The organism is Acinetobacter sp. 16 (assembly GCF_033439925.1).
Taxonomy (GTDB): domain Bacteria; phylum Pseudomonadota; class Gammaproteobacteria; order Pseudomonadales; family Moraxellaceae; genus Acinetobacter; species Acinetobacter junii.
The window spans coordinates 616,452-632,943 of sequence record NZ_CP137746.1 but is presented as its reverse complement, the minus strand read 5'-3'; the positions used below and the strand labels follow the sequence as shown (position 1 = coordinate 632,943).

The following is a 16,492-nucleotide window of genomic DNA, read 5'->3' as shown; positions in this document are numbered from 1 at the left end:
GAGAATTAACTTAACGACCTAAACTGCAAGATTAGGCTATCATCACAAGATACAGCACTTAAGTGATGCAATAAAAAAGCCCTTGTATAAACAAGGGCTCTTCAAAGATTAAACTAAAAAATTAGTTTTTCTCTTTATCAACGATTTTGTTCGCTTGAATCCAAGGCATCATCGCACGTAATTTAGCACCCGTTACTTCGATACCATGTGCTGCATTTTGACGACGACGAGCAGTCATAGATGGGTAGTTCAACGCACCTTCTTGGATGAACATTTTCGCATATTCACCAGATTGGATACGTTTCAATGCATTACGCATTGCTTCACGTGACTGTTCGTTGATTACTTCAACACCAGTTACGTATTCACCGTATTCAGCATTGTTAGATACTGAATAGTTCATGTCAGCGATACCGCCTTCGAACATCAAATCAACGATCAATTTAAGCTCATGCAAGCATTCAAAGTAAGCCATTTCTGGTGCATAACCAGCTTCAACTAAAGTTTCGAAGCCCATTTTAACCAATTCAACAGCACCACCACAAAGAACTGCTTGTTCACCGAATAAATCAGTTTCAGTTTCTTCACGGAAAGAAGTTTCGATGATACCTGTACGACCACCACCTACGCCTGAAGCATAAGAAAGTGCAACGTTACGAGCATTACCAGAAGCATCTTGGTGAATCGCGATAAGATCAGGAACACCTGAACCACGTTGGAATTCTGAACGTACAGTGTGACCAGGTGCTTTTGGAGCAACCATGATTACGTCTAAATCTTTACGTGGAACAACTTGGTTATAAAGAACAGAGAAACCATGAGCAAATGCTAAAGTTGCACCTTCTTTGATGTTTGGTTCAATTACATCACGATAAAGTTGAGCTTGGAACTCATCTGGAGTCAAGATCATAACTAAGTCAGCTTGAGCAACAGCTGCTGGCACTTCAGAAACTTTAAGACCTGAATTTTCAGCTTTTTTCCAAGATGCTGAACCAGCACGTAAACCAACAGTTACGTCTACGCCAGAGTCTTTCAAGTTAAGTGCGTGAGCATGACCTTGTGAACCATAACCAATAATTGCAACTTTCTTGCCTTGGATGATTGATAAGTCACAGTCTTTATCGTAAAAAATTTGCATCTGTTTTCTCCGCTAAAATTTTTGTCATTTCCCTTGTTATACAAGGATAGATCCTTTGAAACTTCCCAATTCTTCCATTTCTATATGCAGAACTGGGGAAGCGTTAAATACTTAAAACTTTTTCACCACGTGCGATGCCTGACACACCAGAACGTACAACTTCTAAAATTGTATTCTCAGCAAGTGCATCAATAAAACCATCGATCTTGTCAGTCGTGCCAGCAATTTGAATCGTATAAGTCGTCGGTGTCACATCAACGATTTGAGCACGGAAAATATCAGCTGTACGCTTAATTTCCGCACGAGCTGCACCTAAAGCTTTCACTTTAATCAACATAAGCTCGCGCTCAATATGTGCGCCTTCTGACAAATCAACTACCTTAACCACTTCAACTAATTTATTCAGTTGTTTTGTGATCTGCTCGATTTTGTGATCATCACCATAAGTTGTCAGCGTCAAACGAGATAAAGTTTCATCTTCAGTTGGAGCAACGTTTAAAGTCTCAATGTTGTAACCACGTTGAGAGAATAAGCCGACCAAACGAGAAAGCGCGCCTGCTTCATTTTCTACAAGTACAGAGATAATGTGTCTCATGCCGTGCGCTCCCCTTTACCTAACCACATATCTTTCATCGACTGGCCTGCAATAAGCATTGGATACACATGCTCAGTACGGTCAACCATGACATTAATGAACACGCATTTATCATTAATCGCCATTGCTTCTGCAAGCTTAGATTCAAGCTCATCTGCGTGGTCAATTTGAATACCAACGTGACCGTAAGCTTCCATTAACTTGGCAAAGTCAGGTAATGAGTCAACATATGAACTTGAATGACGTCCTTCGTAGTTCATATCTTGCCATTGTTTAACCATGCCTAGAGCTTGGTTATTTAAGCAAAGAATTTTCACATTTAAGCCATACTGCTTACATGTTGATAACTCTTGGATACACATCTGAATCGATGCTTCACCAGTAATACAAACCACTTGCTGATCTGGGAAAGCAAGTTTAGCTGCCATCGCATATGGTAAACCAACACCCATGGTACCTAGACCACCAGAGTTGATCCATTGACGTGGACGCTTATATGTATAATACAAAGCACCAAACATTTGATGTTGACCCACGTCAGACGTGATAATCGCTTCACCATTTGTAACTTTGCACAAAGCTTTAACCACTTGCTGTGGTTTCATTGAACCATCAGTTGGTGTTTCATATTTCAAACCGTGGACTTTGCGCCACTCATTGATTTGTGACCACCATTCAGCAATAGCTTCTGGGTTTGGCTTTGACACATTCATTTGTTTCAACTGAGCCAACATTTCTTGAAGGACAGGCTCAACAGCACCCACAATCGGGATATGCGCCATAATCGTCTTCGAAATTGTTGCTGGGTCAATATCAATATGAATGACTTTCGCATTTTGACAGAACTTAGCTGGGTTATTGGTTACACGGTCATCAAAACGCGCACCAATTGCCAAAATGACATCTGCATTGTGCATCGTCATATTCGCTTCATAAGTTCCATGCATACCCAACATACCCACAAATTGTGGATCATCGCCAGGGAAAGCACCTAAACCCATTAAAGTATTTGTTACAGGGTAGCCAAGTAAATGCGCAAGTTCTGTTAATAATTCAGAAGCATTACCTTGAACAACACCACCACCAGTATAAATAACTGGGCGTTTAGCAGTAATTAATTCATCAATTGCTTTACGAATCTGACCCGAATGTCCACGTGAAGGCGGTTGATAAGAACGCATTTTCACTTTTTCTGGATATTCGTAAGCAAATTTCTCTGCTGGGTTGGTCGCATCTTTAGGAATATCAACTACTACTGGACCTGGACGACCAGATGAAGCGATATAGAATGCTTTTTTGATAATTGCTGGAATTTCACTAGCATGACGCACTTGGAAACTATGTTTTACGATTGGACGAGAAATACCAACCATATCTGTTTCTTGGAATGCATCTTCTCCAATTAAATGAGTCGCAACTTGCCCAGACAAAATCACCATTGGGATTGAGTCCATATATGCCGTTGCAATTGGAGTAACTGTGTTTGTTGCACCAGGTCCTGAAGTGACGAGCACTACACCTGTTTTACCCGTTACGCGTGAGTATGCATCTGCCATATGACCAGCAGCTTGCTCATGACGTACAAGGTAATGATTAATTTTGTCTTGTTGAAATAGCGCGTCATAGATATGTAAAACTGCGCCGCCTGGATAACCAAAAACATGCTCTACGCCTTCGTCCGCAAGCGCACGAACGAGCATTTCACCACCAGATAAAAGTTCCAACGTGATTCACCCTAGTGTTTGCACAATTTATGGGAGACATAAACTGTGTTTCATTCATTAACTTTATGCACTTTTTGTAAGTGTGCGTATTCTACTCGTTTTTGCTGCAATAGGAAAAATTTTCTGACTCATCAGCCGTATAAGCTGTTATTACATCTCGAATCAAAATATGTTGGGATAAACATATTTCAAAAAATCATTCTCTCGGCTAGAAAGAATGTCCATTGCAAGCCATGACATTTATCCGAAGGGTGATCAAATAAACGCATATAAAACTAAAGCATGCATTTTTGTTGCTTTCATATACAAAGTCAATAACAAAGAAAAGGTTTTTTAAGAATATTTTTTAGCTGTTGCTTTTTTAAGCACTATTCACGCATTTTTTGAATGCAGCACCACCCCATTTATCAAATAACTATTTTCTTTTTCAGTAAAAATAGGCATTGTTATTCACGCATAAAAGCACTTTGATCGAATGTAGACAAAATTCTCTTGGGGAGATCAAATATGACATCAAATCATTTAAAAACAAGCTTATATACTTTAGCAGCGACAGTTATGCTTCTAAGTTCTAGTCAAAACCATGCACAGCAATATTACAAATGGGTCGACGCTAGTGGCTCTACTCATTACACAGCTACTCCACCTCCTAAAGGTGCAAAACGTTTAGATAAAGTCACAACTTATGGTAGCCATAACTACAGTTCCAGCAATGCAACTAGTACAACGACACAACCTACTCAAATGCCACAAAGCGATATAAATCAACAAAACAATTCATCAACTACGAATATGCCTACCGATAATTCTAAGCCTGTTCCAACAGTAGAAGCACCAAGTGTATCTTCGAATTCAGGTGTAAAAGTTCAGCCAAAACTTTAAAAAATAAAATTCGATTAAGGTGATGAAATAAGACATCACCTTAATTCGTCTATAAAACGACTAATCTTATTTCCCTATGAAAAACATCTTTCATCTATTCATAGTAATATTTAGCTCACCAAACGAAAAAGTGAAGTAGCTGATCAACAGAACACGGAGAAATTAACCAACTCAAGAACATCAAATCGATAAAAGCACTGAAATAGAACCACTGATACTCAATATCCAGAAGATAAAATCTTGCTCTAAAAACTGACATTCGCCCCTATTTTGCGCTATGCTGTGCGGCAATCTTAACTTTAATTTTTGTTGTATCGCATATCCCTATGACGACTTCTCACATTGACTCCGAATATCAAGCAAGTGCCATTGAGCCTCAAGTTCAACAAGACTGGGACAATCGCAAAGTTTTTAAAGTTGCAGACACTGTAGAGGGCAAACATCGCTATATCCTGTCGATGTTCCCTTATCCAAGTGGCAAGCTGCATATGGGGCATGTGCGTAACTACACCATTGGTGACGTGATCAGCCGTTTTTACCGTCTAAAAGGCGAAACGGTATTACAACCAATGGGTTGGGATGCGTTTGGTTTACCTGCTGAAAATGCAGCGATCGCTCATCAAGTTGCACCAGCAAAATGGACATTTGAAAATATCGCATATATGCGTGACCAATTAAAAAAATTGGGTTTGTCTGTGGACTGGGATCGCGAATTTGCAACCTGTACACCAGAATACTATCACTGGGAACAATGGTTATTCGTTCAGCTTTATAAAAAAGGTTTGATTTATCGTAAGCTCTCAACAGTAAATTGGGACCCAGTTGACCAAACTGTTTTAGCAAACGAACAAGTTGAAAATGGTCGTGGATGGCGTTCTGGTGCATTGGTAGAAAAACGTGATATTCCAATGTATTACTTCCGCATCACAGACTATGCACAAGAATTATTAGATGATTTAGACACCTTGCAAGATGGTTGGCCACAACAAGTGTTGACCATGCAACGCAATTGGATCGGTCGCTCTACGGGTATGGAAATCACTTTCCCTTCTGCAAATACAGAAATTTATGCAGATGGCTTAACCGTTTACACAACACGTGCTGATACCTTAATGGGTGTGACTTATGTTGCTGTTGCAGCAGAACACCCTCTTGCGCTTAAAGCAGCGGAAAACAATCCTGAATTGGCTGCATTTATCGAAGAATGTCGTATGGGATCAGTGGCTGAAGCTGATTTAGCGACTGCCGAAAAGAAAGGCATGGCAACTGGTTTATTCGTAAAACATCCTGTAACTGGTGATGAGCTTCCTGTCTGGATCGCAAACTACGTATTAATGTCATACGGTTCAGGTGCTGTGATGGCTGTGCCAGCACACGATGAACGTGATTTTGAATTTGCCAACAAGTTTAATTTGCCAATCAAACAAGTGATCGATGCCAAAGGTACTGATGATGCAGATTACTCTGCAACTGAATGGCAAGAATGGTATGGCTCTAAGGAAGGTAAACTCGTCAATTCAGGCGAGTTCGACGGTTTAGATTTCCAAGCCGCTTTTGATGCTTTCCTTGCAAAATTAGAACCACAGAATTTAGCAAATGCTAAGGTTCAATTCCGTTTACGTGACTGGGGTGTATCTCGTCAACGTTACTGGGGTTGTCCAATTCCAATGATTAACTGTAACACTTGTGGTCAAGTCCCAGTGCCAGAAGATCAATTGCCAGTGGTATTACCAACTGATGTGGTTCCAGATGGTTCTGGTAACCCATTAAATAAAATGCCTGAATTCTATGAGACCAAATGTCCTTGCTGTGGTGGCGATGCACGCCGTGAAACAGATACCTTGGATACTTTCGTAGAATCATCTTGGTACTATGCGCGCTATGCATCTCCTGACTTTACAGGTGGTATGGTAAAACCAGAAGCTGCTCAAAACTGGCTTCCTGTAAACCAATACATCGGTGGTGTTGAGCATGCAATTCTGCATTTACTTTATGCACGCTTCTTCCACAAATTAATGCGTGATGAAGGTGTAGTACAAGGTAACGAACCATTTACCAACTTGCTTACTCAAGGCATGGTGTTAGCTGATACCTTCTATCGTGAAGCTGAAAATGGTAAGAAGACTTGGTTTAATCCTGCTGACATCGAATTAGAACGTGATGAGAAAGGTCGTATTCTTTCTGCAAAATACTCAGGTGATGGTCAAGAAGTTATCATCGGCGGACAAGAGAAAATGTCTAAGTCGAAAAACAACGGAATCGACCCACAAGCAATTATTGATCAGTACGGTGCAGATACAGCACGTGTATTCATGATGTTTGCTGCACCACCAGATCAATCTTTAGAATGGTCAGATGCAGGTGTCGAAGGTGCGAACCGCTTCTTAAAACGCGTATGGCGTTTAGCTGCTGGTTTCTTGGAAACAGGCAACCAAACAACGACGATTGATACTGCGAACTTGTCTAAAGATGCACAAGATTTACGTCGCAAAACGCATGAAACCATCCAAAAAGTGGGTGATGACATCGAGCGTCGCCATGCATTCAATACTGCGATTGCAGCATTGATGGAGTTGCTGAATGCAACTAACAAGTTTGAAGCAAAAGATGATAATGATGCTGCTGTAGCACGCGAAGCAATTACTACATTGTTAACCTTGCTTGCTCCATTTGCACCACATCTCAGTCAAACTTTATTGACTCAGTTTGGTATCGACTTAACAGCTGCTGCCTTCCCGCAAGTGGATGAATCAGCATTAACACGTAATACACAAACGATTGTTGTACAAGTGAATGGTAAGCTCCGTGGTAAGTTAGATGTCGCTGTCGATATTTCAAAAGATGATTTATTGGCTTTAGCAAAAGCTTTACCAGAAGTTCAACAATTCTTAACTGGACCGACCAAGAAAGAAATTGTTGTACCAAATAAACTTGTGAATTTAGTGGTTTAATTTTCTGTTTAAACTCCCTCTCCTAGTGAGAGAGTGAACTTTATCGAAACAAAACCTCATCAAAGCCCGCTGTCATTCAACGGGCTTTGATTCTAAAATGTGGTCAAATTATCAAGATTAAATCTTCCATATTTGCTGGAAGATTATAAGGACAAAGCATGCATATAGCTCAACGTTTCGCTGCGATTGTTTTAACATTAGGCCTAAGTGCAGGCTTAGCCAGTTGCGGTTTCCATTTGAAAGGAAGTAATCCAACGGCAACGCCTTTGGTATATAACAAATTAAATCTTGTTTTACCTGACAATACCGATGAGCTTGAAAATCGTCTGAGCATTTACTTGAGTGCAACAGGTGTACAACTGAGTAATGCGAATGATGCTTATGTACTGCGCATTTTAGACTACACGCCTCGCCGTCAATTATTGAATGGAAAATTAACTGAGGTCTTGCTTCGTCTAACAGTGACTTTCCAAATTGAAGATCGTCAAGGCAATAAAATTACTGAACCTCGCACATTAACTGCATCACGTAGTTATCAATATGATGTCGCAACGGTCAATACAGACAATCAACAAGAAGCTTATTTAAATAAGATTGTAATTGATGATGTGGCTCAACAGATTACACGTCAAATTGCAGCAAATCGTTTACCGAAAGCACAGTCGTAATCGCAGTTTATGAAATTAGATTATGTTCAAGCTTTAAAACGTGTAAATGAAGCCCGTGGTGCATGGATCATCCATGGGCAAGAGCCTTTGCTAGAACAAAATCTACTCGATACATTTCGTAAAGCGTGGCAACAACAAGAAGTTGAACGTCAACGCTATGATATTAGCAGTGTGAATGACTGGAAAAATGTCTTTAATGCATTGAATAGCCTGTCATTATTTTCTCAACAACTCGCAATTGAAGTCCATGGCAACATCAAACCTGATGCCAATGGGCTAAAACAGCTCAAAAGTTATATTCAGCACAATGAACATAACTTATTGCTTATCGTATTACCGAAACAAGATAGCAGTAGTTTAAAGTCCGCTTTCTTTCAGGTGGTTGAAGCAAATGGTGTTGTAGTTCCCTTAACGGCAACCTATCCGCAAGACCGACAAAGAATATTAAGTATTGAAGCCGACAAGCTCGGAATCCAATTGAATAATGATGCATGGCAATGGCTGATGCAGCATCATGAACATAACCTACTGGCAGCCAAAAACAGTTTGATGCGTGTTGCAGATACCTTTCCCGATATCAAACAAATCCAGATTGAACAACTCTATGCGTGTTTACAAGATCAATCACGCTATACCACCTATGATTTAAGTGATGCATTATTAACAGGAAATTTAGCTCAATCCGTTAAAATCTATCAGTATCTTCTTGCTGCTGGCGAACCAGATAGTTTGATCTTATGGACACTCAGCAAAGAAATGCGTCTACTTATGCAACTTTTTGAGCAGCCACAGAATGCATTGCAATTAGGGATTTGGAAAACTAAAGTTTCGCTTTATCAGCAAGCATTACGCCGCTTAAACCCTCGTCAGTTTTTAAAATGGCCTGAACTTTTATTAGCAATAGATGCTGCAATTAAAGGAATGTCTAAAGAAAACTCAGAACATCTGATGCTTCAAGCAATCAGTGAACTGTGTGGTACAACTTTATTTCCAAGCTTTTCTTAAAAATAAATAAAAAAGGATGACTTTATGTCATTGGATTTAACCACAATCCAGAAAGAACAAATCAAAGATATACTTTCGCGTGCTGATGCTCTCATTATCAGCGCAGGTGCTGGCATGGGTGTTGACTCTGGGCTACCTGATTTTCGTGGTAATCACGGTATGTGGCAAGCCTATCCTGAACTAGGCAAACAACGAATTGATTTTACAGAAATCGCCAATCCAGCCGCTTTTCATCGCCATCCACGTTTAGCTTGGGGCTTTTACGGACATCGTTTAGCACTCTATCGTAAGACTCAACCCCATATAGGTTTTGAATTACTCAATCAATTGGCAGAGAAATTAGCACTACCTTATTTTATATTTACTTCTAACGTCGACGGGCAATTTCAAAAGGCAGGCTTTAGTCCAAAGCAGATTTATGAATGTCATGGTTCAATTCATCATTTGCAATGCTTAGCTAGTTGTACTTCAGAAATTTGGTCAGCAGATGACATCTCGCCTGAAATCGACCATCTGAACTGCCAATGGTTAGATGACCTTCCTCACTGCAAACATTGTGGCGGTTTGGCACGTCCTAATATCTTAATGTTTGATGACTACGAGTGGATTGCTCAGCGACAAACACAGCAACGAAATCTTTTAGAATCCTTTATAAATCAATATAAACAACCACTTGTTATAGAGATTGGTGCAGGTACAGCTATTCCAACAGTACGCTATTTCAGTGAACGATTTGCGCCCTCTCTGATTCGTATTAATCCTCGTGATTATGCTTTACCCAAAACAGGTGGAATCGCTCTTGCCATGAGTGCTACACATGGTATTCAAATAATATATGACATTTCCACGACATAGCATCACAGCCAAATAGTAAATAATTCTCATTCTAAATTAAAAATATCCACGCTTTATCCTTATTTCACTTTTATACTAAGTTTATTTTCTTCATTTTGACCTCGTGACCATGCCAAAAACAAGCTCTAAAAAAATTCAACCTCGCAAAATAATATTGATCGCTCTCGGTGTATTGATCATAGCAGCACTAGGTTGGATGTTCTTTAAACCTAAAGCTGAAGTTCCACAATATATTAGTGCTGAAGTTTCGCGTGGTGATATTGAAGATTCTGTTTTAGCCACAGGTGTATTGGAAGCCACCAAAATGGTGAGTGTCGGTGCACAGGTTTCAGGTCAAGTGAAAAAAATGTACGTGCAATTGGGTGATCAAGTTAAACAAGGTCAGTTGATTGCTCAGATTGATTCGATTCGTCAAGAAAATGATTTAAAAACGGCTGAAGCAAGTATTAAAAATCAACAAGCCCAGCTTGCCGTTCAACAAGCAAATTTGGCAAAAGTTGAAGCTGAATACAAACGCCAACAAGCGATGTATAGCCAAGATGCAACATCACGTGCAGAGCTTGAAACAGCACTAGCAAATTACAAAACAGCTCAGGCACAAATAGCTGCGATTAATGCTCAAATTGAACAATCTCGCTTAACTCTGGCAACAGCGAAAGAAGACCTCGGATATACCCGTATTGTTGCACCTATGAATGGAACTATCGTGGCAATCGTGACTGAAGAAGGTCAAACGGTAAATGCGAATCAAACGGCTCCAACCATTGTAAAACTTGCAACTCTCGACACGATGACCATTAAAGCTCAGATTTCAGAAGCAGATGTGATGAAAGTTGAGAAAGGTCAAACCGTTTATTTCACCACCTTAGGAAATAGCGAGAAAAAACATTATGCGACTTTGCGTCAAGTAGAGCCCGCTCCAGATTCAATCAATACTGAAACTACGAGCACGAACTCTTCTTCATCAAGCTCTGCGGTCTATTACAACGCACTTTTTGACGTACCTAATGAAGATGGCAAACTGCGCATTGATATGACTGCTCAAGTCTATATTGTGTTAGCAGAAGCAAAAAATACATTAACAATCCCAGCAGCTGCGATTCAAGCAAAACGATCTAATACAAAAAATACTGCTAAAACCTCAACCGATAAAACCGAGGGTAATACCAATAAAGAAGTTCAGCGTCCAAAACGTTTGGAGTTAACAGCTGAAGAACAGAATCTAATTGCTCAAGGAAAAGCATCAACAGGAATGGTTCGTGTTTTACAGGCTGATGGTAGCGCTCAACCACAGCAAGTGTTGATCGGACTCAATAACCGTGTAACGGCGCAAGTATTGAAAGGACTCAAACAAGGTGACCAAGTTGTGATTGCAGATGCTTCCGACAACTCAAATGAAGCAGCAAAACGCAGTAACCAACGTGCAATGAGAATGTAATATGACTCAAAATCAAACGCATTCGTCACAGCCGCTACTTGAAGTCAGCAACCTGACTCGGGAATTCCCTGCAGGTGAAGGTACAGTCCAAATCCTCAAAGGCATTGATTTAAAAATTTATGCAGGTGAATTGGTTGCCATTGTTGGGCAATCTGGATCAGGTAAATCCACACTCATGAATATTTTAGGGTGTTTAGACAAACCTAGTTCAGGTAGTTATTTGGTCAACGGACGTGAAACACGTCAACTTGAACCTGATGAACTTGCCCAATTACGCCGAGAATATTTTGGTTTTATTTTCCAGCGTTATCACTTACTCGGTGATTTGAGTGCATCTGGTAACGTTGAAGTCCCTGCAATTTATGCAGGTGTCGATAGTCATCTTCGTCAGGAACGTTCGGCTGAATTGCTCTCTGAACTTGGCTTAGAGGAGCGTCTACATCATCGTCCAAGTCAACTTTCAGGTGGTCAACAGCAACGCGTTTCGATCGCACGTGCATTAATGAACGGCGGTGACGTGATTCTTGCCGATGAGCCAACAGGAGCATTGGATAAGAATAGCGGTATTGAAGTCATGCGTATTTTGCGTGAACTCAATGCTAAAGGTCATACCATCATCTTAGTTACACATGATCTCAATGTAGCAAAAAACGCGACCCGTATTATTGAAATCAGTGATGGCAATATTATTTCAGATCGCGCTAATACACCTGAAAATGATGATCCCGATTTAAAACGTCAGACACTACAACCCTTACCGCAAAAGAAAACCTCAGCTTGGCGATCTTTCTTTGATCGCTTAGGTGAAGCGTTCCGTATGGCATTGCTAGCGATGAATGCCCATCGAATGCGTACCTTTTTGACCATGCTCGGGATTATTATCGGAATTGCATCTGTAGTTTCAGTGGTTGCATTGGGTAATGGGTCTCAGAAGCAAATTCTTGAAAATATTAGTAGTCTCGGTACGAATACCATTACTGTGTACCAAGGACGAGGATTCGGTGATAACTCACGAGCCTCACAAACCAAAACACTTGTACCTGCGGACGCAGATGCACTTTCAGAACAACCTTATGTTGATGGAGTCAGTCCTTCTGTTAATACAAGTGTGACCTTACGTTTTAAAGAAACTGAAGCATCTGCAACCGTCAATGGTGTAAGTTCGGATTTCTTCTATGTGCGCGGTATGACTTTTAAATCGGGGCAACCTTTTGATAAAAGCAGTGTGACCCAACGCGCACAGGATGTGGTCATTGATACGAATACTGAGAAAACCTTTTTCTCTGATGGTACTAACCCAGTCGGTCAAGTGATCTTATTGGGCAGTGTACCGAGTCGAGTGATTGGTGTCATAGATGCGCAACAAGGTTTCATGGGTAGTTCCGACAGCTTGAATGTATATCTTCCCTATTCAACGGTAATGAGCCGAATGCTTGGACAATCGAACGTTCGCAGCATCATCGTGCGCATCAAGGATGAATATCCAAGTAGTGCTGCTGAAAATGCAATCCTAACCTTACTTGAACAACGTCATGGTGCTCAGGATGTGTTTACCCAAAACTCCGATAGTATTCGTGAAACGATCGAGCAAACCACAGCGACAATGACATTGTTAATTTCAGCAATTGCTGTCATTTCACTGGTCGTGGGTGGTATTGGGCTTATGAATATTATGTTGGTTTCAGTCACCGAACGTACCCAAGAAATTGGTGTCCGAATGGCGGTGGGTGCTCGACAAAGTGATATTTTGCAGCAGTTCTTGATTGAAGCGATTTTGGTCTGCTTACTGGGGGGCGTGCTAGGTGTATTGCTTTCACTTGGGATTGGACAAATTATCGGACACTTTGCCAAAGGCATTATTGAGATGAGCTATTCAACGACATCTATTGTTGCAGCCTTTGTATGTTCGAGTCTGATTGGTATCGTTTTTGGTTTCTTACCAGCACGAAATGCGGCGCAACTCGATCCAGTTGCAGCACTAGCAAGAGAATAAGGAATTTGAGTATGTCTTTTCATTTAAAAAAATTAGGATTAGCACTGGCACTCACAGGTTCTTTAGCTGGCTGTTCTGCTGTTGTTAAAACACCATACAACTCGCCATCCGTACAAGTTCCTCAACAGTTCCAATATGATGTGCAAAAGAACAAAAATGTAAATCTGAGCGATCAATGGTGGACTCTCTTTAATGATGCTCAGCTCAATCAGTTGATTGACCAAGTACTCGCTAAAAACAGTGATCTTATAGTTGCTGGTATCACACTGAAACAAGCTCGCTTACAAGCTGGCTTGGCTGAAAACCAGCAAGGCATTCGTTCCAGTTCAAGTGTGTCAACAGGTCATAACTATGATCTACGCTCAGGAAATGGCACTGATCGTGGTTTATCAACCAGTGTGGGTGTCAGTTATGAGTTAGATTTATTTGGTAAACTTGCCAATCAAACTGAAGCGAGTCGTTGGGAAGCTCTTGCAAGCGCACAGGACTTACAAGCAACCGCGCAAAGTTTAGTTGCCACCACAGCCAAACTATATTGGCAATTGGGTTATTTAAATGAGCGATATAACACCATCCAACAGAATTTAGCTTCTACACAGAAAATTTATGAATTAGTGCAATCACAATACAAAGCAGGTGCGGTTTCAGGTTTAGATTTAACTCAAGCAGAACAATCGGTTCAAAGCCAAAAAGCCAGTTTGAGTCAGATTGAACAACAACGTGTAGAAACACGTACAGCCATTGCAGTATTGCTACATATGCCTGTACAGCAACTGAATATTCAAGAACCGAAACAGCTTCCAAGAAATGCTCTGCCGAATATCGCTGTGGGGCTACCTGCGGATATTTTGTCGCGTCGCCCAGATTTACAAGCTTCAGAATTACGTCTACGTAAAACGCTATCGAATAAAGATGCAACCAAAGCCAGCTACTACCCTTCGATTAATCTCACAGGTAATTTAGGTGCTTCGAGTACATCGCTGACACAACTTTTGAAGAATCCTGCACTCACTTTAGGTGCGAGTTTAAGCCTACCCTTTCTTCAATATAATGATATGAAGAAAGATATTGCGATTAGTGATCTGGAATATGAAAAAGCGATTATTCAATATCGCCAAACGCTATACCAAGCTTTCGCTGATGTAGAAAATGCATTGTCGAATCGAACACAACTGAATCAGCAAGTACAGTTACAGCAACGTAATGTCGAGTTAGCTAATAAAACTGAGCGACTTACCGAAGTGCGTTATCGAAATGGTGCAATTGCCTTAAAGAATTTACTTGATGCTCAAGAGACCACACGCAATGCGCGACTCAGCTTAGTTGAAACCAAGCAGAGTCAATACAATGCCTATGTGACTTTGATGCAAGCACTAGGTGGAAGTCCTGTGAAAGAACTACCTGAGCAATAACACACGAGTTGATATTGTTTACTTTCTTAAAGTTCTCAACTCATTTTGAATGGGCTGAGAACTTTTGATTTTATCCATCAAATCTATGCATTGACGCAAATCTTGCTGTTTTATATGTTGATCGAAATAAAAAAGAAAATACAACTATCTATATTATTTTTGAGTGTATAGCATATATGGTCATATAATTTTATCTAAACATAACAAATTGATAATTGGGAAGGATTGATAACAAATGAAATTTATAGACCTAATCCGTACAATATTAGAAAATCACCCTAATGGTATGACTCCACAGCAAATACGTGATTATCTAAAAACTAAGTATCCCAACTATTACGGAACTGAAGCACATAAACGAAACGTTGAAAAAGGTCATTACAATAATTTAGATCATGCCTTACTAGCAGAAATTTATATAGCAACTCGTCAAGCTTCTGATATTTTCTCAGATAGATCTACAAAACCAATGACTCTTTTTTTAGAATCTTCATCATATACTCATTATGATTATGACTCCAAAATAATAGAAGAGACTATAGAGAATGAAGACCTTTCTCGTTTAGAAAAAGGGGTTGGCACTGTTTATGTGTTAGGGACAAATCTATTCACTGAAAATGGTCATGAAATAGTTAAAATAGGTATAACCACTGGCGATGTAGCTCAGAGAATACAACAACTATATACAACTGGCGTACCTACTAAATTTCGTGCATTGAAGACTTATGATGTACAAAATTATGCTGAACTCGAACAAGCACTCCATAAATTACTTGATCCATATAGAATTAATAGAGCTAGAGAATTTTTTATTGATAAATGTCTTCCATTTATTGAAAAGGTTGTGTCCTTACATACCGAAATTCTAAAAACACAAGTCATTCAAGGATAATGTCTACAGAAGCAGCCCCAACATATCTCCAAGCATTATATTTGAAACCTAAGTCTACTACTAAAAATAAAGCCGCAATAAAGCGGCTTTATCTAATAATTTAGATTAATCTAATTATTCATCATCCATCATTGACTGGCTCATACCGACAGTATTGAAACCACCATCAACATAAAGGATTTCACCCGTAATACCTGAAGCCCACGGTGAGCAAAGGAATAATGCTGCATTACCCACTTCTTCAATCGTTACATTACGTTGTAATGGAGCGATTTTTTCATTGGCATCTAACATTTTACGGAATGATTTGATACCTGAGGCTGCCAATGTACGGATTGGACCCGCAGAGATCGCATTCACACGAATCCCCTCTTTACCCAAGCTTAGTGCTAAATAACGAACACCCGCTTCTAAAGATGCTTTAGCCATGCCCATCACGTTATAGTTTGGCATCACACGCTCAGAACCTTGATAAGTCAAAGTCAATAAACAACCCTGACGTGCTTGTAATAAAGGTTTTGCAGCACGTGCCATCGCAACAAAGCTATACGCGCTAATGTCATGTGCGATTTTGAAACCATCACGATCTGTCACGTCTGTGAAGTCACCATCTAATGTATGTGCTGGTGCGAAACCGATTGAATGCACAACACCATCTAAACCATCCCAATGTTTTGCTAACTCAGCAAATGCACCATCAATTTCTGCATCAACAGCTACATCACAAGGGAAAACTAAGCTCGAACCAAACTGTGCTGCAAAATCATCAACACGTTTTTTCAACTTTTCATTTGGATAAGTAAACGCAAGCTCCGCACCTTCACGATGTAATGCAGCAGCGATACCGTATGCAATTGATAATTTGCTTGCAATACCAGCGATTAAAAAACGTTTACCAGCTAAAAGTCCTTGTGACATCTTATTCTCACTCGAAAAATT

13 protein-coding genes are annotated in these 16,492 nt (G+C 40.1%); 9 read left to right on the top strand and 4 right to left on the bottom strand.

Annotated elements, in window-relative coordinates; translation table 11 throughout:
• Nucleotides 1-121: 121 nt before the first annotated feature.
• From ilvC to R2H34_RS03005, 3 genes are all read right to left on the bottom strand, one after another.
• The gene (gene ilvC / locus R2H34_RS03015; protein WP_004906565.1) at nucleotides 122-1,138 is read right to left on the bottom strand and encodes a ketol-acid reductoisomerase; all 1,017 of its coding nucleotides are present in this window, start codon (nucleotides 1,136-1,138) and stop codon (nucleotides 122-124) included.
• Nucleotides 1,139-1,241: 103 nt separating this feature from the next.
• Entirely contained in the window at nucleotides 1,242-1,733 is a 492-nt protein-coding gene (ilvN, locus tag R2H34_RS03010; RefSeq protein WP_004760770.1) for an acetolactate synthase small subunit, read from the bottom strand.
• A complete protein-coding gene (locus R2H34_RS03005) occupies nucleotides 1,730-3,457 on the bottom strand; it encodes an acetolactate synthase 3 large subunit (protein WP_004906563.1) in 1,728 nt (575 codons plus the stop codon). Before R2H34_RS03005 ends, ilvN begins: the two co-directional genes overlap by 4 nt.
• A gap of 507 nt (nucleotides 3,458-3,964) precedes the next feature.
• On the opposite strand from R2H34_RS03005, the gene R2H34_RS03000 reads away from it, so the two are divergent.
• The 9 genes from R2H34_RS03000 to R2H34_RS02960 all read left to right on the top strand — a co-directional run bounded on the left by R2H34_RS03000 (nucleotide 3,965) and on the right by R2H34_RS02960 (nucleotide 15,553).
• A complete protein-coding gene (locus R2H34_RS03000) occupies nucleotides 3,965-4,339 on the top strand; it encodes a DUF4124 domain-containing protein (protein ID WP_004960909.1) in 375 nt (124 codons plus the stop codon).
• Between the two features lie 326 nt (nucleotides 4,340-4,665).
• Nucleotides 4,666-7,290 carry a leucine--tRNA ligase gene (gene leuS, locus R2H34_RS02995; protein WP_168154686.1) on the top strand — a complete coding sequence of 875 codons (2,625 nt, stop codon included), beginning with the start codon at nucleotides 4,666-4,668 and terminating at the stop codon, nucleotides 7,288-7,290.
• A 158-nt stretch (nucleotides 7,291-7,448) separates the two neighbouring features.
• Nucleotides 7,449-7,958 (top strand): LPS assembly lipoprotein LptE, encoded by a 510-nt coding sequence (lptE, locus tag R2H34_RS02990; RefSeq protein WP_004906557.1) that lies wholly within the window; start codon nucleotides 7,449-7,451, stop codon nucleotides 7,956-7,958.
• A gap of 9 nt (nucleotides 7,959-7,967) precedes the next feature.
• A complete protein-coding gene (holA, locus tag R2H34_RS02985) occupies nucleotides 7,968-8,963 on the top strand; it encodes a DNA polymerase III subunit delta (RefSeq protein ID WP_004955573.1) in 996 nt (331 codons plus the stop codon).
• A 24-nt stretch (nucleotides 8,964-8,987) separates the two neighbouring features.
• The gene (locus R2H34_RS02980; protein ID WP_004960918.1) at nucleotides 8,988-9,818 is read left to right on the top strand and encodes an SIR2 family NAD-dependent protein deacylase; all 831 of its coding nucleotides are present in this window, start codon (nucleotides 8,988-8,990) and stop codon (nucleotides 9,816-9,818) included.
• A gap of 109 nt (nucleotides 9,819-9,927) precedes the next feature.
• On the top strand, nucleotides 9,928-11,256 hold the full coding sequence (locus R2H34_RS02975) for an efflux RND transporter periplasmic adaptor subunit (RefSeq protein WP_039908901.1): 1,329 nt from the start codon (nucleotides 9,928-9,930) through the stop codon (nucleotides 11,254-11,256).
• 1 nt (nucleotide 11,257) lies between these two features.
• Nucleotides 11,258-13,249, top strand: a complete 1,992-nt coding sequence (locus R2H34_RS02970; RefSeq protein ID WP_282896554.1) for a MacB family efflux pump subunit — start codon at nucleotides 11,258-11,260, stop codon at nucleotides 13,247-13,249.
• 11 nt (nucleotides 13,250-13,260) lie between these two features.
• Nucleotides 13,261-14,661: an efflux transporter outer membrane subunit gene (locus tag R2H34_RS02965; RefSeq protein ID WP_318342411.1), complete on the top strand. Its 1,401-nt coding sequence runs from the start codon at nucleotides 13,261-13,263 to the stop codon at nucleotides 14,659-14,661.
• 235 nt (nucleotides 14,662-14,896) lie between these two features.
• Nucleotides 14,897-15,553 (top strand): GIY-YIG nuclease family protein, encoded by a 657-nt coding sequence (locus tag R2H34_RS02960; protein WP_270900251.1) that lies wholly within the window; start codon nucleotides 14,897-14,899, stop codon nucleotides 15,551-15,553.
• A gap of 114 nt (nucleotides 15,554-15,667) precedes the next feature.
• Here R2H34_RS02960 and R2H34_RS02955 read toward each other — a convergent pair whose 3' ends face one another.
• Nucleotides 15,668-16,471, bottom strand: coding sequence for an enoyl-ACP reductase (locus R2H34_RS02955; protein ID WP_004955561.1), 804 nt, complete (start codon nucleotides 16,469-16,471; stop codon nucleotides 15,668-15,670).
• Nucleotides 16,472-16,492 lie beyond the last annotated feature (21 nt).

Coding starts and splice junctions, on each gene's coding strand:
- leuS (WP_168154686.1), top strand. CDS start 4,666: ATGACGACTTCTCACATTGACTCCGAATATCAAGCAAGTGCCATTGAG.
- holA (WP_004955573.1), top strand. CDS start 7,968: ATGAAATTAGATTATGTTCAAGCTTTAAAACGTGTAAATGAAGCCCGT.
- ilvN (WP_004760770.1), bottom strand. CDS start 1,733: ATGAGACACATTATCTCTGTACTTGTAGAAAATGAAGCAGGCGCGCTT.
- R2H34_RS02975 (WP_039908901.1), top strand. CDS start 9,928: ATGCCAAAAACAAGCTCTAAAAAAATTCAACCTCGCAAAATAATATTG.
- R2H34_RS02965 (WP_318342411.1), top strand. CDS start 13,261: ATGTCTTTTCATTTAAAAAAATTAGGATTAGCACTGGCACTCACAGGT.
- R2H34_RS02970 (WP_282896554.1), top strand. CDS start 11,258: ATGACTCAAAATCAAACGCATTCGTCACAGCCGCTACTTGAAGTCAGC.
- R2H34_RS02955 (WP_004955561.1), bottom strand. CDS start 16,471: ATGTCACAAGGACTTTTAGCTGGTAAACGTTTTTTAATCGCTGGTATT.
- R2H34_RS02960 (WP_270900251.1), top strand. CDS start 14,897: ATGAAATTTATAGACCTAATCCGTACAATATTAGAAAATCACCCTAAT.
- ilvC (WP_004906565.1), bottom strand. CDS start 1,138: ATGCAAATTTTTTACGATAAAGACTGTGACTTATCAATCATCCAAGGC.
- R2H34_RS03000 (WP_004960909.1), top strand. CDS start 3,965: ATGACATCAAATCATTTAAAAACAAGCTTATATACTTTAGCAGCGACA.
- R2H34_RS02980 (WP_004960918.1), top strand. CDS start 8,988: ATGTCATTGGATTTAACCACAATCCAGAAAGAACAAATCAAAGATATA.
- lptE (WP_004906557.1), top strand. CDS start 7,449: ATGCATATAGCTCAACGTTTCGCTGCGATTGTTTTAACATTAGGCCTA.